The following is a 17,444-nucleotide window of genomic DNA, read 5'->3' as shown; positions in this document are numbered from 1 at the left end:
ATGAAGTATAATATAAAACACCAGCAAATTTATCTAATTTTTCTTTTTGCCTTAGTATTTATTTCCTGTAGGCAAAGCAAACGGCCAGATGTTAGCAATATAAAACTTGATATTAAGATTGAGCGTTTTGAGAAAGAACTATATTCTGGAAAAACAAATGATGTTAATGAAACTGATAAAAAGCTAAATACAAAATATGGTGTTTTTTATGATGATTTTCTTCATAAAATTCTGGATAGTAGATACAGCAACACCGAATCTTTAGCAAATTTATATGCCGATAAAGCTTACACAGATTTAACAAAAGAAGTTGATAGTGTATATCCAAATTTAAAGGCTCAGGAAGAAGGCTTAACCGAAACCTTTAAGTACATCAAATACTATTATCCGAAAGCAAAAATTCCTAAAATTATATCTTTTGTATCTGGCTTTGCTTATCAAATGCCAGTCGGCGATAATTATTTAGGCATAGGCTTGGATATGTTTTTAGGAAAAGACAGTAAATTTTACACGGCCATAGTTAAAAGTGTTCCACTTTACTTATCGAAGAGATTTGCTCGTGAATACATTATACCGCGGGTTGCAGAAACCTATGCACATGAAGAACTTTTTCACGAACCTGATGAGAACCGGACGCTCTTATCGAAAATGATTTTTCAGGGGAAAATTTTATATTTCTTAGACCAGGTTTTACCTGAAAATATTCCAGATTCTATAAAAATTGGTTACACAAACAACCAACTCGGTTGGGCACAGAATTTTGAAACAGATATATGGGCATACTTTTTGGAAAACAATTTCTTGTATGAAACCGATTACCAAAAAATACAGGTTTTTCTTTCTGAAGGCCCGTTTACTCCCGGATTGGGTGAAAACCGAGATTCGGCACCAAAATTGGGCGTATTTACAGGATGGCAAATTGTAAAAAAATATATGGAAACCCATCCTGATGTTACTTTGCAACAGCTTATGGCAGAAAATGATGCACAAAAAATATTGAATCAATCAAAATATAAACCCAAACGGAAATAATCTGCAATAAAATTGATGTAATAATTCAACAATACCAAAGTCTAACATATAAGATAATTAGTACCGAGCCAATGACAAATCAACCTATTAAAGAAGCGATAATAAAACCAAAAAAAGTTGGAATTGTACTATCAGGCGGCGGAATCAGAGGAATTGCACATTTGGGTATTTTAAAGGCATTTAGTAATCTAGGCATAACTTTTAGTCAAATTAGCGGTACAAGCGCAGGTGCAATAGCAGGTTCATTTTTTGCAGCAGGAATAGATCCTGAAGAAGGACTGAATATATTTCTGAAAACAAAATTATGGCGTTTTGTTCGTCCGGCTGTTGGTTCATTGGGATTAATTAATATCGAAAATACATCCTTAATATTAAAAGAATATTTCCCTAAAGATTCTATTGAGAAACTTAAAATTCCATTAACAATTGCGGCTGTAAACTTTAGCGAAGGCAGATTGGTTTATTTTACTAAAGGACCTTTAATTCGGGCTATTCATGCATCAAGTTGCATTCCAGGTATTTTTAAACCGATTATGATTGATGGCCAGATGTATGTTGATGGCGGAATTTTAAATAATTTTCCTGTTGAACCATTAATGAACGATTGTGATTTTATCATCGGTTCATCCTGCAATCATCTAAAAGCAGTAGATAAAATTACGGGTATAACAAATTTGCTAGGTCGTGCCGGATTAATGTCTATAAACCATGATATGGAGCGTAAAGCGAAATTCTGCAATGTAGTTATCGAACCAAAAGGCTTAGGCGCCATTAGCACCTTCGATATGAAACGTGCTGAAGATATTTATTGGTTGGCGCACGAAGAAGCCTTAAATGTTATTAAAAACACACCAGCGATTAGAGAATTGATTACGAAGTGATATATGAAGCCCGATCTTATCCGTCATTTCGAGCAAAGCCGAGAAATCTTTGTAACTAAATAGATTTTTTTCCATTAACCTACAAAATAAATTGGAGAACCATCAAGTTCCTTAAATAGAATAGTCTATCTCAACTTAACCAAGCGCTCTCCATCCAAAACCGGAATTGCTGTACAAACATTTAGCTGCAAACAGAATACAACATCTTCTTCTATATTCAGCTGTGCTAAACGATTGCTGTGAGACGATTTATGCAGATACTTTCTTAAATCATCCTTTGCTAAAATATACAAATCTTCAGCGGCTACGCTCGAATCATCAAAATGTTCGAAGTTTTTACGCAGTTTATTTACTACTGCTCCGGCAAATAAAGTATCTTCTAAATTAAACTGGTCTTTCCAGCCTGCACATAAAAGCAATACATTTTTATCTTGCTTTGCCAGATATTCACAAAGTGAATCGAGATTTAAAAAAGACCCAATTACAACCTGATGCGCTCGCTTATTTGCCAAATGAAGCGCTTTAGTACCGTTTGTTGTGGTAAGCACAATGGTTTTACCGGCAACTTTTTCTGTTGTATAAGAAAATGGCGAATTGCCGAAATCGTAGCCTTCAACCACCTCGCCGTTACGTTCTGCGGCCAATAGATAACCTTTATCTGCAAACGTTAAGCAATCTTCTACATTAGCAACCGGGATAATGGCTATTGCCCCATTTTCTATCCCATAAGTTATAGAAGATGTAGCCCTCAAAATATCAATAACTACAACAATACTCTGTTCAATATCATATAAATCAATCAGGGCAGGCGTTAAACAAACTTCAATTTTTTTCGACACGGTGAATGTTATAGGTTTTAGGTTATACGTTTTAAGTTGTAAGCCCAAAACGTATAACTTACAACTTAAAACCTACAACTAATTTATTTACAAAGTGAAAATTATACGTTCTAAGTTGTAAGCCCAAAACGTATAACTTACAACTTAAAACCTACAACTAATTTATTTACAAAGTGAAAATTATACGTTTTAAGTTGTAAGCCCAGAACGTATAACTTACAACTTAAAACCTACAACTAATTTATTTATAAAACGGGAACTTAACAACTTTGGCTTTAATTGGTGTATTGCGGATATTAATAAAAATCTCTGAACCTTCTTTAGCGAAATCTTTAGCAACGTAACCCATACCAATTGCCTTTTGTAACGAGGGCGCTTGTGTACCAGAAGTAACTTTACCAATGATGTTGCCTTCTGCATCAGCAATTTCATAATCATGGCGAGGAATTCCTCTATCAATCATTTCAAAACCAACTAATTTCTTCTGAATACCAGCTTCTTTTTGAGCTTGTAAAGCCTCAGCATTTGTAAATGTTTTAGAGAATTTAGTAATCCAGCCTAAACCAGCTTCAAGTGGCGAAGTTGAATCATCAATGTCGTTTCCGTATAAGCAGAAACCCATTTCTAAGCGTAACGTATCACGAGCACCTAAACCGATTGGTTTAATGTTATATGCCGCACCCGCTTCAAAAATTGCATCCCAGATTTTATCTGCATCCTCATTATTAAAATAAATTTCAAAGCCACCAGCACCGGTGTAACCAGTTGCAGAAATTAAAACATTTTCTACGCCTGCAAAAGTACCTTTAACGAAAGTATAATATTCCATTGAGGCCAAATCAACCTCTGTTAAACTTTGCAAAGCATCAGCTGCCTTCGGACCTTGAATAGCCAATAAAGAAGTTTTATCAGAAATGTTGTGCATTTCAACAGCTTTATCATTAAACTGGTTTATCCAGTTCCAGTCTTTTTCTATGTTCGATGCATTTACAACAAGCATATATGTTTTTTCATCCAGGCGATAAACCAAAAGGTCATCCACAATACCTCCATCTTTATTCGGCAAACAAGAATATTGTACTTTACCATCATAAAGTTTAGATGCATCGTTACTGGTAACACGTTGAATTAAATCCAAAGCATTTTCGCCTTTTAAAATGAATTCGCCCATGTGACTAACATCAAAAACACCAACTCCATTACGAACGGTTGCATGTTCTGCGTTTATACCTTCGTAAGTTACGGGCATATTATAGCCTGCAAATGGAACCATTTTAGCGCCTAATGCGATGTGTTTTTCTGTTAAAGCTGTATTTTTCATGCTTAATAAATAGTTGGCGGCAAAACTACTAAGAAAAAGGCAATGTTTTCGGTTAAATTTTATCAGAAATTTTGTATGATTTTGGAAATCTATATCAGTATTTTAAAGAAGCTGTAGAAAATATCGTCAATGCAAGGCACGAAGCAATCCTATTAATATCGATGGTAGATTACTTCTTGCTTCGCATTGACGAATGAGGAATGATAGTTCAAATTAACTTATAGACATTAGTGGCCATGCGTGGTTTTCGAATCCAACATAAAAACATTTAATCCTTTAGCTTTTCTAGAACCTTAAATAGTGAAGTTTAACCTGTACAATAGCCCCGATAGAGCGGAAAGCACGCATCCCGATTTTTTCTATCGGGAGCGGACTTGCAGCAATAGCGGGACTTTCGTAACCAAAGTGTACAGAAAATTGCGCTTCAAAAAAATATTTAACTTCAAATATAAACCAAGTAAAATGATGGCAAAGAAATACAGCGAAATGAGCACCGAAGAATTGATTAAAACCGAAAAATCAATGAAAGGCATTACTGCAATGTTAGGAGGGGCACTGTTAGTGCTGATTATAATAAATATTTTTATGGCCTTTAAGAAGGGTTTAAGTGCGCAATCTGTGATACCAATTGCAATAATCCCTATTTTTATTATAAATTTTGGCAAATTAAAGGCTATTAAAGAGGAACTGAAATTGAGGAAAAATTTGTAAAAAATGAGCACAGCAATAATTATAACCACGCCAGATAGCGAGATAGTGAGCAGCCGAATTGTTAATGCAACAATTGAACAGGTTTTTGAGGCATTTTCTAAGCCAAATCATTTAAAAAACTGGTGGGGACCAGCTGGTTTTACGAATACTTTTAACGAATTCGATTTTAGAGTAGGTGGTAAATGGAATTTCGTGATGCATGGGCCAGACAAAGGAAATTATGCCAATGAGTGCGAATTTATTAAAATTGAAAAGCCATCATTAATTGCCTGGAAGCGCCACTCTAAGCCACTTTTTCAAGTATTATTCACCTTTGAAGAATTAGAAAAAGGCAAGACAAAAATTGTTTTCAAAATGCTATTTGATTCGGTTGCAGAGTGCAATAAATTAAAGCCTTATGTTACAGATAAGAATGAAGAAAATTTTGATAAGCTGGAAAATGAACTGAAAAACGTGACTGCTTAAATTACTGTGGCTTTCAGTTCAGAATAAGTTCTTGGTAAACTTTAAGCATGTTTCCGGCAACCAAATGCACCCCGTGTTCGTTTTCTACCGTCTTTCTGGCGTTTTCGCCAATCTCCAGCCATCTTTTAGGATTTATAATGCATTGCAAAATGGAGCGGTAAAATTCATCGGCAGAATTGGCGATTAAAATATCGTGTCCATGACGGCAATTTATACCTTCGGCAGCTGTTGGTGTTGCAATAATGCATTTCTTCATTGCCATACCTTCAATAATTTTTACCCGCATGCCTGTACCTGAAATGAGTGGCACAATCATAATGGCCTTCGAATTCATAAATTCTACGGCATCAAAAACTTCGCCTTCTACAATCAGATTATCAGAGTCGTATTCAAAAAAATGCTTTTGCATATTTTTTCCGGCAATATAAAAACGAAGGTCTTTGTTCAGTTTCTCGATATCTGGCCAAATATCATCTAAAAACCATTCTAAACCTTCCTGGTTTGGTCGCCAATCCATTGCACCTAAATGAAAAAGCGTTGGGAAACTGGTTTTACTGCTATCGATTTTATAGTTTTCCAAATCTATCGCAACAGGGAAAACCGACATCGGGATTTCACAACCAAACATTAAAATGCTTTGCCTATCAGGTTCGCTAATGGCAAAAATATGATGGAAACGATTAATCTGCTCGGTTTCGTAGGCTTTTAAACGTTGCGCCAAAAATGCCAAATATTTCCTGCGAACTAAGAAACTTTCTGAATGAGAACGGCGTTCCCACATGGTAAACTCAATATTGTGTGCTCTGTAAATCAGCTTTGCGTTACTGTTAGCCTTAACGATATCAAGGTATGGAACTACAAAAAGACCTTCGAATTGGATAACATCAAAAACATTTTCGCGGAGTATATTTTCCAGAGTTCTGGCAGCCTCTTCATCAAAATATCTGGAAACGTTATAAGATTCGTTAGTGAAAATATTGAAAAATGCAGACCAAACATTTACCTGGGTATCTAAATCACAGCTATGGCATTTAATTTTCTCGAAAACAGGGTCGGTAATTTCTTCAATATCTATTCTGGAATTTGCCGGGTTTAAACTGAACAAAGTAATATCTGCACCAAGTTGTAGCAAACCTTTCATGGTGTTATAAACCACAATTGGATAGCCGCTATTTGGCGGGAACGGAACTCTTTTAGTTATGAGTAAAATTTTCACAGCGTTGTGAAAATACGAAAATTAGGCGTTTTTTGAAAACAATTCCAACTGCGGAGCACGAACATTAAATGTTTTACGATGAAATGGCGAAAGACCGATTTCTAATACCGCTCTCCTGTGTGCAATAGTTGGATAACCTTTGTTTTTTCCCCAATTATATTGCGGATAATTTGAATGGAGATTGGTCATAAATTCGTCGCGATGGGTTTTAGCTAAAATCGATGCAGCAGCAATATTTAAATATTTTCCATCACCTTTAATAATACAACTATGCGGAATTTGAGGGTAAGCTTTAAAACGATTACCATCGATAACCAGATAACCTGGTTGTGTATGCAGTTTTTCTACAGCTCTGTGCATTGCCAAAAAAGAGGCATTTAAGATGTTAATCTTATCAATTTCTTCATGATCGCAGGAGGCAACTGCCCAGGCTAAAGCCTCTTTTTCGATAATTGGACGAAGCAAATCACGTTGTTCATGCGTTAATTGTTTAGAATCATTTAAACCATCCAGCACAAAACCTTTAGGCAAGATTACGGCTGCTGCAAAAACAGGACCTGCCAAGCAACCTCTCCCCGCTTCATCGCAGCCTGCTTCTAAAAATTCTTCCTGATAACAATTTAACAACATAGCGCAAATTTAAAGAATAACGCTTAATTTTTGCCTAACGGATAAGGATTGATTAAATTAGTTTTAAACATTAATTATGATGAAATATAATGAAACATTAGCCTTTAGAATTGCCGAAAGATTAATGCATTTGCCTGATGTTGAAGAAAAGGAAATGTTTAGCAGCTTGATTTTTATGGTTGATGCAAAAATGTGCATAGGTGTTTCTAAAAGAAATTTAATGCTTCGACTAAATCCGGATGATTTGGGAAACCTAAGTAATAAAGATGGCTGGGAACAAATGACAATGGGAAACAAAGTAATGAATGGATTTGTATTGGTTTCTGAAGATGTGTTGAACCGCAATGATGAATTGGATTTTTGGATAAAATTAGCGTTAGATTTCAATCCTCTAGCAAAAGCTTCGAAAAAGAAAGTTAAACGCTAACGTTTTGTGCTTTCACATCAAAAGCATCACGTAAGCCAATTGCCAAAACGTTAAAAGCATAAACCGTTAACATAATGGCTAAACCAGGCAGAACAGCTAAATATGCCGCATCCATAATAATATAGCCATAATGTTCTTTAATCATACTGCCCCAGCTTGGCATAGGTGGTTGTGCGCCAAATCCTAAAAAACTTAAACCCGTTTCTAACAAAATTGCAGAGGCAAAATTTGCAGAGGCCACAACTAAAATTGGTCCGGCGATGTTAGGTAAAATATGCCTTGCAATGGTTCTGGCTGTGCTAAATCCTAAAGCTCTGGCCGCTTCTACAAATTCTACCTCTTTAAGCGCCATTACTTGTCCGCGAACCAACCGGGCTACATCTACCCAGGTAGACAAACCCACTGCGATAAAAATTTGCCAAAAACCTTTTCCTAAAGCAAATGAAATGGCGATAACTAATAAAAGCGAGGGTAGCGACCAAACGACATTCATAAACCAGCTTATTGCAGCATCGGTTTTACCGCCAAAATAACCAGCAATAGCGCCTAAACTTACACCGATAAAAAGTGAAATTAAAACCGCTATTAAGCCTACTGACAATGAAACCCGAATCCCTAGAATCAGGCGGCTCAATAAATCACGACCATAAATATCAGTTCCGAGAAGGAAAGTTTTTTGGTAAATATTTTTTTGAGAAAAAAGCATTTCTGGAGAACCCAATTTTGATGGTAATGTGCAATTTGGGCACAAATCTTTTAAATTATATTTGGTTTCTGGTGCTTTTTCTTCGCCGATAAATTCTGTTGCGAAAACATTATCTCCAGCAATTCTATAACCTGTAATTGGAATGCTTTTGAAATTAGGTTTCTGACCGTTTAGCATCTTTTCGAAAAAACCTACCTTTTCAACATTCGCATAGCGCTCAATAATCATAAAAGTAAATCTTGCTCCGGGCTTTTCCTTCGCAATCTGTACCATTTGATTATTCGCGTTTGGAGAATTATCAGGCATAATTAAATAGCCTAAAATACCCATCACTATCAATAATAAAATAAAAATAAGCCCGCTAAGTGCTAGCTTGTTCCTTCTAAATTTTATCCAAACTTTTTTTGATGGGCTATTATCCATTATTTAACCATTCTTCCTTTCCAGTTATATTTTCCGCTATTGCCTGCTACACCAATAAATATGATGTATAGAATGTGCAAAATGCTTAAAAATGGCACAAAAACCAATAAACTTCGTCTTTTGCTAAAGCTGGTTACATCCCATAAAAATAAACCTTCTAAAATAATCTTAACTAACAACTGATAAAATGTGATGGTTAAAAATCCCGGAAGGAATAAACCCGCTGTAAAATTTGCAAGAATGCTTAGGTTGAAAATCCATACAAAAACGCCTAAAATTATTATGCCTTTGTTTTTATATCGCGTACTTTTTGATGCCCAACGTTTGCGCTGCTGAATAAATGAATTTAAATTTTCTTTGGCATGAGTATAAACAATGGCATCTCGATTTTTTAAAAAACCTATGTTATCAGGGTATTTGGCTGCAATTTTATGGAGTAATAGTTCATCATCGCCTGAGGCTAAATCATCGATTCCGGTAAAGCCACCAACCTCATAAAAAGTTGCTTTTTCATAAGCCAGGTTTGCCCCATTGCAAGTAGATGGTTTTTTATTGCCAATGGTAGATGCGCCTAAACCTATCAGATATAAAAATTCTAGAGACTGTAATTGCTCAAACAAACTTTTTTCTTGAAAATATCCTACCGGGGATGAAATCATTTTGTAATCTTTTTCCTCGTACAATGCCACAATGGTTGATAACCATTTCTCTCCCATGCGGCAATCAGCATCCGTTGTAATAATTAAATCTCCAGAGCAGGTACCTATTGCGGTTTGTATTGCCTTTTTCTTATAAGAATTGAGCGCTTTATCTTCGTTTAACTTAATTAGTTTAACATTTTTATCTGCATAACTTAAAACAATTTCTGCCGTTTTATCAGTAGAATGGTCGTCGATAATAATAATTTCTGTTAGATGTTTTGGATAATTCTGAGCGGTTAAATCAGTAATGGTTTTACCGATATTATCTTCCTCATCACGGGCAGCTACAATTATCGAAACTTTGGTATTTAATATTGTGTTACCTGATTTAAAATAGACCAATTTATGCCATCCTCTAATAAAACTGATTACCAGAAGAGCATAAACGAGCGTTAATAAGGCAGAAAATAGACTAATCAGATTTAGGATTTCCAAAAAAATTGAGTTTAAAAACGAAATATGTGCCTAATATAGCAGGAATAATAATATTTATAAGCCAAATACTAGCTGTACATGCAATAACTGCCACATCTTGCTTGGTTATGAAGCTGAAAAAATAAGAAGCAGTTACGCTCCTGATTCCAACATCGAACAAATCTAAAGATGGTAAGGTTGATTGAACGAAAAACAGAATGCAAATCATCATTATAATATCCAGATATTGTAGTCCGGGAATCAACCACGTAAAAAGGATAAAGTATTGAGAGCTAAACACAAAGTAGCGGGCAAGGCAAAACATTAAAATTTTGAAAAGCTCTCCTTTTTTGTAGCGACCCAAAATGCTGTAAAACTTCTTATATTTTCTGGTGATTTCAAATGATAGAAGTATTCCGTTTAACCACCTGATGTTGAAATAGAAAACCAAAAAGAACAGACAAAAAACCACGACAACTACTTCAATAGCAAAAAACAATCGGTAATCTAAATTCATAAACCGATAGATAAAGGCACTTAGGGCAATGGCACCAAAAACATTCGTTAAAACCAATTGCCCAATGTTTCCTACCGCCATAGCAACCACCCCTACTATTCTGCGCTTTGGCGATAAAAAGAAAACCCTGCCGCCATATTCACCTAGTCTATTTGGGGTAAAGATTGCCAGCGTTAATCCACAGAAAACTGATTCTACAGCTCTGTAAAAGCTAATGCGCTCAATTCTTTGCATTAAATATTTCCATTTGGCCGATTCGAGAAACCAATTCACAAACATGAGTAGAAATACAAAGCCAATTACAAGCGTAATTTGCATCTGTGGAATATTACTCAAAAGCTGACGGAAATTATGTAGGTTTTCATTAGCCACAAGCTTGTGGTAAATAAACCAAAAGGCCAAGACAACAATAATGGATTTAATGGATATTGAAAATATTTTTTTGTTTGTGGCGGTCAACTTGCTCTTTTTAGTTTGCAAATATGCTTAATATTGCTGTAATGTTGAGCGAAAAAAAGGAAAGGGTAATTTTGGGTATCGACCCAGGTACAGCGGTAATGGGTTATGGAGTAATTTTGGAGAAGGGAAATAAGACCGAACTGCTGAGTATGGGTGTTGTAAAAATGACTCATTTAGACGATCCTTTTCTTAAGCTTCAACGCATTTTTGAAAAAACCGTTGTCCTCATCGACCAATACAATCCTGATGTTTTGGCAATTGAAGCTCCGTTTTATGGTAAAAACATTCAGGTGCTTTTAAAGCTAGGCAGAGCACAAGGCACTGCTATTGCAGCAGCTTTATCAAGAAATATATCTGTAACCGAATATTCGCCCAGAAAGATAAAGCAATCGATTACCGGAAACGGGAATGCCACTAAAGAACAAGTTGCCGCCATGTTGCAGCGCTTATTAAACTTTAAAGAAACCCCAGAATTTTTGGATGCAACTGATGGTTTAGCCGTTGCGGTTTGCCATTCGTTTCAAAAGATAACAACCGGTGGAAAATCAAAAACTTATTCAGGCTGGGAATCATTTGTTGTGGATAACAAAACCAAGGTTAAGGGTTTGGTGGCGAAAGCCAAGAAATAGAATTAATTTCGGTCGGTGAGATACCGACCGATGGTTTAGCAACAATGTAAATTCCTTTTTTCTTTCCGATTCCGTCATTGCGAGGCACGAAGCAATCTTTCTAACTAAAGAGATTGCTTCGTGCCTTTTCATAACGTGGCGATGAAAGCTTAAGCTCTCCTTGCTCGGTAATATCTAAATACAACCACTCCTAAAACCCCTACTAAAATCAGCATCCATAAATTAGCGATTGCTAAAATAAATTCCATAAAAATACTCCAGCCATTTACAATATTTAACCATAAACGGGTAGCGAAAGCAGGCTTATAATCGTAAATATTGTCATTTGCTACAATCATCGTTTTAATGGTATTATCCTGATAAAAATTAAGTGTAATATTGCTGTATTTCACTTTGCTATCAATCAACATATTTTCGATTTTCTTATCAATTAAATCATCTTTAATCATTAATGAGGTTTCTACATTCGGGCTTTTCTTTGTCGCCAGTTTATTAATTCTGCTAACTGCTTCTATCCGGTTTTCAGCCTTTAATTTATTAGCCAGATAAGCAATGCTTTGGTCGTCTAGTTTGAGCGATTGATTATCGATAAACACCGCCATTTTAGCAATTGTATTGGTAAATTCATCTAATTTATCTGATGGCACTTTTGCAACCAGATAACCTTCGGTACGGTAAGAAGTTATTTCTTTTAAAGAATCTGTAGACTGTTTTACCTTATCGGTTCCTTGCACCACACTTTGAATGGAAAACTCTGCGACAGTGCCGCCCTCGGCTTTAATTGCCTTACTTAATTTCTCTTTAGTGTTTTGTACATCTTTTACGCGAAACCGCATGTCGGCAGTTTTTACAATTTTTTCAGTGTTATCGGCGTTCGCCACAGAAGCACTGTCAAGCGCTACAGCATCAGTTGATGCAACAGATTCGTGATTTTTTTCAGCATTTTGGCAGCCGAACAAGCCTAAAATTATGGCTATAGCAATAATATTCCTTTTCATGATTTGATGGTTTAAATTTTATAATCATTGTAAAATATTATCTAATGGCCATTAGATTTTTCTTGACGTTTTGGTTAGTTTAATCGTCTTTTTCCCTTTATACAAAAAAGTGATTTAGGTAACCCACTCATAATTAATAGTTGATAAATATAGATTGTTGCTATGTTAAAATTGTAGCCACAGATTTACAGATTATAAAATGACCTGTAATCAGTAAATCTGTGGTCAAGAATATTGAATTCTGCCTGTAAAACCACAAATATTAAGCTTGACCTGTGTAAACTAAACCTGACAGCAGCGAACACGTAGCCGAATTTTTAAGAGGCAAGTAAAGCGAATGGCAGGACTATCGGTAAAAAAACGAAACCGAACCTTGCTTTACTAAAGAAAAAAATAGACAAACAAAAAAGCCAATCACATAATTAAAACATGATTGGCTTTTATATTAAAGAGAAAATATTTTATGCGTCTAAAATTTTGAATACACCTTTGATGCTGATGATTGCGCCAATAAAAAGGATAATCCATGATACTAATGATAAAACCCATGAATCGAATGCAAAACGAGCGTAAGTACCAACCATGCAAACCAATACACCAAAAATCATCAATTTATAAATTCCTGGCTGGTTAGCCGTTTTCATACTTTCTGTATTGTGCTTTAATTCTGTGTTTTCCATAATATTTATTTTTATGATGCAGCAAAAGTAATACTTATTGCCGAATATTTATAAAGTTTAATAACTTTTTAATCGTTCTAAACGTTGTTTTGCTTTCTCTTTATCGTTTAAATTATCTCCTTTGTACAAAGGTTTTTCCCAATCGCCATACATAGGGTTTGGCAACACAATATATTTTACACCAAATAAGGTTTGATTTGCATTAACCTGCTCTGTAGTATTTTTATTTTCGCGATAGAAAATGTTAGAGAAATCGCTCAAATTATCGCCGCATAGCATTAAGATATTATGTGTTTCGGCAATTTTCTGCCGTCTGGGTTCTTTGTTAGATGTTCCTTTCGATACCAACAGATGTGCATCATCTGCATAAGGGAAACCAAATTGCTGCAAATTTTTAAGGGTTGCGCTGTAATCTTTCTCATCTCTATTGCTGAGGTAAAAAGTTTCGATGTTTTTAGAGACGGCAAACTTTAAAAAAGCCAAAGCACCCGGAACAGTATCTGCCTTTGATAAATTTGTCCATTCTGTCCAATCTGCAGGATTATAACTTAAGCCTTTTTTAATTTCATGGCCTTGAAACGGCGAGTTATCTAATACGGTTTCATCAATATCTACAATAACACATTTCGGTTTTTTACTGGTATCGGCCCATAAAGCTTCCTTTAAAGACAAACGAGCAAAGTTATATGCTTGAAAACATAGTGCTTTGTATTCGCCTGAGGTTTGCTGCCATAAAACGGCATTGGTGTAATCTCTTGCAGGTAATTGTGCTTTTACAAAAAATGGAGCAAGTATTAGTATGATGATGCTGTATTTTCTCATTGTTTAAAATTATAAAGCAAAGATAAGTGTTATAGAATTGATGGCAGATTTTACTATAAAACCGAATCGGTAACATTCATAATAAAATAATAAAATCGGCAAACGACTACATTGTTAGTTGAGTTTTTTAATTAGATTTGAATCACACACAAATAAATCTATATTATGAAATTTAAATCTTTATTAGGGCTTAGCATGGCCTTTTTTTTTCTTGTTGCATGCAAGAAAGAAAGTCCGGAAATTAGTACTACCGAATTCAGCATTGATAAAAAATCACTGTACTTAACACAATCGATTGAACTTGAAGCAAAAGATGCGACTGCCGGAAGTAATTACATTTGGAATTACGGCGATGGAACCATTGAAACTACAGGAAGTAAAGCTAAACATCAGTATAAAACTTCAGGAGTTTTTGAAGTGACTTTAACTGTTTATGATAAAGCCACCAAGATTAAAATCAGAGTCTTTCCTGGTGACATCAGCTATCAAATTAAAAACAACAGCAGTTTTGATTTGGATTTGAATTCTTACGTAAATCTTCCGGTTAATACAGTTAAATCAATATTAAAACCAAACGCAATTTCTGACACGATTTATGTAAACCTACAAGTTACTGGCAATTTATTGCATGTTACAAATATTAGCGGTATGGCCAAAGGAAAAGCTTTCCGTTTTGACGACATGTTTTGGCAAAAAGATTCTATGCATAATATTCTTTCTGTAGATAATAAAACTAAAGTGCAACTGGGGACACGAGGAGAATTAGGTATTAGTTTTATACTAGAAAATTTATAACATAACAAAAAATCCCAATTCAATTAAGAAATGGGATTTTTTTGATAATCCTTCGACAAGCTCAGGATGACAAATGTCGTTTATCCGTTCAATGCTGCTGCACCACTTACAATCTCTGTTAACTCAGTTGTAATTGCTGCCTGACGAGCTTGGTTATAAGAAAGTTTTAAGGCTTTTAATAACTCACCAGCGTTTTCAGTTGCTTTATCCATCGATGTCATACGTGCGCCATGCTCAGATGCGTGAGAATCTAACACCGCTTTGTATAACTGAATTTTAATTGACTTTGGAATTAATTGCTCTACAATTTCTTCTTTCGAAGGCTCTAAAATATATTCAACATTTGTTGCTTTAACTTCAGCTTTTGTAGGCTCTTCTGCTTTTTGAAGTGGTAGTAATTGTTCAGTAGTAATATATTGTATCGCTGCATTTCTGAAACGGTTATATACAAGTTCTACTTTGTCAAAATCGCCCTTTTCAAAACCAGCCATAATCGCATCAGTAACTTTAGTTACGTTTTCGAAAGTTAAGGCAGAATATATTTCGTTATTGTTGCCAATAACATTGTATTTGCGTTTCTCGTAAAAATCTTGTGTTTTTTTACCGATAGAAATAATGCTAACGTTACCATTTTGTAACTGCTTGCTATATTTTTCAGCAATTAAATTGTTGGCCGCTTTAATTACGTTCATGTTAAAAGCTCCGGCCAAACCACGGTTTGATGAAACAGTAACAATTAAAACCTTATTAGGTTCACGCTCTTGAATAAAAGGCGATGAAGAACCTTCTAAACTTGCAGAAAGATTTTCTAAAATTTCTTTCAGTTTAGTTGCATAAGGACGTAAAGCGATAATTGCATTAGTAGCACGTTTCAACTTAGCCGCCGAAACCATTTTCATAGCTTTGGTAATCTGCTGTGTTGATTGTACCGATGCAATTCGGTTTCTTACTTCTTTTAAATTAGCCATTCTTATTTTTGGTTGTAAGTACTAAGTTATAAGTTGTAAGTGTAAAACTTAAAACCTATAACTTAAAACCTATAACATTCTTAGTATTTACTTGAAATTTCTTTTGCTACTGTATCTAAAACACCAGTAATGTTATCATCAAATTTACCAGCTTTTAATGCCGCTAAAGTTTCAGGATGACGCATTTCTAATTGTGTTAAATATTCAGTTTCAAATTCTTTTACTTTCTCAACCGGCACAGTACGCATTAGGTTTTTAGTACCCACGTAAACAATTGCAACTTGTTTCTCAACACTTAATGGCGAAAATTGCGCTTGTTTTAACATTTGTACGTTACGTGCACCTTTATCTAAAACAGATTTAGTTGCAGCATCTAAATCAGAACCGAATTTAGAGAAAGCCTCTAACTCACGGTATTGTGCCTGGTCTAATTTCAAAGTACCAGCAACTTTCTTCATCGATTTAATTTGAGCATTACCACCTACACGTGATACCGAAATACCTACGTTAATAGCCGGACGAATACCTGAGTTAAATAAATTCGACTCCAGGAAAATCTGCCCATCAGTAATCGAAATTACGTTAGTTGGAATATACGCCGATACGTCACCAGCTTGTGTTTCGATAATTGGAAGCGCTGTTAATGAACCACCACCTTTTACAAGATGTTTAATAGATTCTGGCAAATCATTCATTGCTTGTGCAATATCATCATTTGCGTTAATTTTTGCGGCTCTTTCTAATAAACGACTGTGTAAGTAGAAAACGTCTCCTGGATAAGCCTCACGACCTGGAGGACGTTTTAATAATAATGATACCTCACGGTAAGCCACAGCTTGTTTAGATAAATCATCATAAACAATTAAAGCCGGTCTACCAGTATCACGGAAAAACTCACCAATTGCAGCACCAGCAAACGGAGCGTAGAACTGCATTGGAGCAGGGTCTGCAGCCGAAGCAGCAACAACAACTGTATATGGTAAAGCGCCGTTTTCCTCTAAAGTACGTACAATGTTAGCAACGGTAGAGTTTTTCTGACCAATCGCTACATAAATACAATACACAGGTTGGCCTGCTTCGTAAAATTCTTTTTGGTTGATAATGGTATCGATACAAACTGCAGTTTTACCAATCTGACGGTCGCCAATAACCAACTCACGTTGACCACGACCAATTGGAATCATTGCATCGATTGCTTTAATACCAGTTTGTAAAGGCTCATTTACCGGCTGACGGAAAACCACACCTGGAGCTTTACGCTCTAATGGCATTTCGTAAGTGTCGCCTAAAATTGGTCCTTTACCATCTAATGGCTCACCTAAAGTGTTAACCACGCGGCCAAGCATACCTTCACCAACTTTAATAGAGGCAATTTTCTTAGTACGTTTAATTGTATCACCTTCTTTAATCTCGTCAGAAGCACCCAAAAGTACCACACCAACGTTATCTTCTTCAAGGTTTAATACAATGCCTTGCAGGCCGTTTGCAAATTCAACCAACTCACCCGATTGAACTTTAGTTAAACCGTAAACACGGGCAATACCGTCGCCTACTTGCAACACGGTACCAACTTCTTCCAGTTCGGTTTCTGATTTAAAGCCAGCCAATTGTTGTCTAATAATTGCCGATACTTCGTCTGGTCTTACCTCTACCATAATTTTAATTATATCTTTTTGTAAATGTAAATCTTGTAGTTCTTTTGTTATTCTAGTCCCGCTTTCTGCTTCAATCTTTTACTAAAACCTTATAGGTTTATTTTGCACCTTAATATTTAAGCTATAAGGTTTGCAAAAGTATTTCCGCTGTCAAT

At 35.5% G+C, this 17,444-nt stretch carries 19 protein-coding genes; 7 read left to right on the top strand and 12 right to left on the bottom strand.

The genetic code is table 11. From position 1 onward, the window contains the following. Entirely contained in the window at nucleotides 1–1,032 is a 1,032-nt protein-coding gene (gene gldB / locus LUA90_RS07920; protein WP_231459049.1) for a gliding motility lipoprotein GldB, read from the top strand. A gap of 71 nt (nucleotides 1,033–1,103) precedes the next feature. Further along, the gene (locus LUA90_RS07915) at nucleotides 1,104–1,913 is read left to right on the top strand and encodes a patatin-like phospholipase family protein (RefSeq protein WP_231459048.1); all 810 of its coding nucleotides are present in this window, start codon (nucleotides 1,104–1,106) and stop codon (nucleotides 1,911–1,913) included. Between the two features lie 125 nt (nucleotides 1,914–2,038). Here the strand turns inward: LUA90_RS07915 and LUA90_RS07910 are convergent, their stop codons facing one another. Together LUA90_RS07910 and gcvT are read right to left on the bottom strand one after the other, a co-directional pair. Continuing rightward, entirely contained in the window at nucleotides 2,039–2,752 is a 714-nt protein-coding gene (locus LUA90_RS07910; protein ID WP_231459047.1) for a 2-phosphosulfolactate phosphatase, read from the bottom strand. Between the two features lie 241 nt (nucleotides 2,753–2,993). Next, a complete protein-coding gene (gene gcvT / locus LUA90_RS07905; RefSeq protein WP_231459046.1) occupies nucleotides 2,994–4,073 on the bottom strand; it encodes a glycine cleavage system aminomethyltransferase GcvT in 1,080 nt (359 codons plus the stop codon). Between the two features lie 522 nt (nucleotides 4,074–4,595). Between gcvT and LUA90_RS07900 the strand changes: the two genes are divergently transcribed. Both LUA90_RS07900 and LUA90_RS07895 read left to right on the top strand, forming a co-directional pair. Continuing rightward, nucleotides 4,596–4,784 carry a hypothetical protein gene (locus LUA90_RS07900; RefSeq protein WP_231490693.1) on the top strand — a complete coding sequence of 63 codons (189 nt, stop codon included), beginning with the start codon at nucleotides 4,596–4,598 and terminating at the stop codon, nucleotides 4,782–4,784. Between the two features lie 3 nt (nucleotides 4,785–4,787). Continuing rightward, nucleotides 4,788–5,249 (top strand): SRPBCC family protein, encoded by a 462-nt coding sequence (locus tag LUA90_RS07895; protein WP_231490692.1) that lies wholly within the window; start codon nucleotides 4,788–4,790, stop codon nucleotides 5,247–5,249. Nucleotides 5,250–5,262: 13 nt separating this feature from the next. Here the strand turns inward: LUA90_RS07895 and LUA90_RS07890 are convergent, their stop codons facing one another. Both LUA90_RS07890 and LUA90_RS07885 read right to left on the bottom strand, forming a co-directional pair. Next, nucleotides 5,263–6,465: a glycosyltransferase family 4 protein gene (locus LUA90_RS07890; protein WP_231459043.1), complete on the bottom strand. Its 1,203-nt coding sequence runs from the start codon at nucleotides 6,463–6,465 to the stop codon at nucleotides 5,263–5,265. A 21-nt stretch (nucleotides 6,466–6,486) separates the two neighbouring features. Beyond that, a complete protein-coding gene (locus LUA90_RS07885; RefSeq protein WP_231459042.1) occupies nucleotides 6,487–7,095 on the bottom strand; it encodes a ribonuclease HII in 609 nt (202 codons plus the stop codon). 76 nt (nucleotides 7,096–7,171) lie between these two features. Here LUA90_RS07885 and LUA90_RS07880 point away from each other — a divergent pair, with 76 nt between their 5' ends. Then, the gene (locus LUA90_RS07880) at nucleotides 7,172–7,522 is read left to right on the top strand and encodes a TfoX/Sxy family protein (RefSeq protein ID WP_231459041.1); all 351 of its coding nucleotides are present in this window, start codon (nucleotides 7,172–7,174) and stop codon (nucleotides 7,520–7,522) included. Here the strand turns inward: LUA90_RS07880 and LUA90_RS07875 are convergent. Genes LUA90_RS07875 through LUA90_RS07865 form a run of 3 tightly spaced genes read right to left on the bottom strand, consistent with a single transcriptional unit; the run spans nucleotide 7,512 to nucleotide 10,655 of the window. Beyond that, nucleotides 7,512–8,651: an ABC transporter permease gene (locus LUA90_RS07875; protein ID WP_231459040.1), complete on the bottom strand. Its 1,140-nt coding sequence runs from the start codon at nucleotides 8,649–8,651 to the stop codon at nucleotides 7,512–7,514. The two genes, LUA90_RS07880 and LUA90_RS07875, sit on opposite strands and share 11 nt — an antisense overlap. Then, nucleotides 8,651–9,787, bottom strand: a complete 1,137-nt coding sequence (locus LUA90_RS07870) for a glycosyltransferase (RefSeq protein ID WP_231490691.1) — start codon at nucleotides 9,785–9,787, stop codon at nucleotides 8,651–8,653. Before LUA90_RS07870 ends, LUA90_RS07875 begins: the two co-directional genes overlap by 1 nt. After that, a complete protein-coding gene (locus tag LUA90_RS07865; protein ID WP_370635309.1) occupies nucleotides 9,765–10,655 on the bottom strand; it encodes a hypothetical protein in 891 nt (296 codons plus the stop codon). Before LUA90_RS07865 ends, LUA90_RS07870 begins: the two co-directional genes overlap by 23 nt. Nucleotides 10,656–10,783: 128 nt before the next feature. Between LUA90_RS07865 and ruvC the strand changes: the two genes are divergently transcribed. Beyond that, nucleotides 10,784–11,371 carry a crossover junction endodeoxyribonuclease RuvC gene (gene ruvC, locus LUA90_RS07860; protein ID WP_231459254.1) on the top strand — a complete coding sequence of 196 codons (588 nt, stop codon included), beginning with the start codon at nucleotides 10,784–10,786 and terminating at the stop codon, nucleotides 11,369–11,371. A 149-nt stretch (nucleotides 11,372–11,520) separates the two neighbouring features. Here the strand turns inward: ruvC and LUA90_RS07855 are convergent, their stop codons facing one another. The 3 genes from LUA90_RS07855 to LUA90_RS07845 all read right to left on the bottom strand — a co-directional run bounded on the left by LUA90_RS07855 (nucleotide 11,521) and on the right by LUA90_RS07845 (nucleotide 13,871). Then, a complete protein-coding gene (locus LUA90_RS07855; RefSeq protein WP_231459038.1) occupies nucleotides 11,521–12,369 on the bottom strand; it encodes a DUF4349 domain-containing protein in 849 nt (282 codons plus the stop codon). A gap of 461 nt (nucleotides 12,370–12,830) precedes the next feature. Next, complete coding sequence (locus tag LUA90_RS07850) at nucleotides 12,831–13,049, bottom strand: hypothetical protein (protein ID WP_231459037.1); 219 nt, start codon at nucleotides 13,047–13,049, stop codon at nucleotides 12,831–12,833. A gap of 57 nt (nucleotides 13,050–13,106) precedes the next feature. Continuing rightward, entirely contained in the window at nucleotides 13,107–13,871 is a 765-nt protein-coding gene (locus tag LUA90_RS07845; RefSeq protein WP_231490690.1) for a 5'-nucleotidase, lipoprotein e(P4) family, read from the bottom strand. Nucleotides 13,872–14,036: 165 nt separating this feature from the next. Here LUA90_RS07845 and LUA90_RS07840 point away from each other — a divergent pair, with 165 nt between their 5' ends. Then, the gene (locus LUA90_RS07840; RefSeq protein ID WP_231490689.1) at nucleotides 14,037–14,666 is read left to right on the top strand and encodes a PKD domain-containing protein; all 630 of its coding nucleotides are present in this window, start codon (nucleotides 14,037–14,039) and stop codon (nucleotides 14,664–14,666) included. Between the two features lie 80 nt (nucleotides 14,667–14,746). On the opposite strand, the gene atpG is transcribed toward LUA90_RS07840, so the two are convergent. Together atpG and atpA are read right to left on the bottom strand one after the other, a co-directional pair. Then, the gene (gene atpG / locus LUA90_RS07835) at nucleotides 14,747–15,634 is read right to left on the bottom strand and encodes an ATP synthase F1 subunit gamma (RefSeq protein WP_231459034.1); all 888 of its coding nucleotides are present in this window, start codon (nucleotides 15,632–15,634) and stop codon (nucleotides 14,747–14,749) included. Nucleotides 15,635–15,714: 80 nt separating this feature from the next. Further along, nucleotides 15,715–17,289 (bottom strand): F0F1 ATP synthase subunit alpha, encoded by a 1,575-nt coding sequence (gene atpA / locus LUA90_RS07830; protein ID WP_231459033.1) that lies wholly within the window; start codon nucleotides 17,287–17,289, stop codon nucleotides 15,715–15,717. Between the last annotated feature and the right edge of the window lie 155 nt (nucleotides 17,290–17,444).

The organism is Pedobacter sp. Leaf170, from assembly GCF_920984665.1.
In the GTDB taxonomy this organism is placed as follows: domain Bacteria; phylum Bacteroidota; class Bacteroidia; order Sphingobacteriales; family Sphingobacteriaceae; genus Pedobacter.
This window is presented reverse-complemented; position numbering and strand designations above follow the sequence as displayed.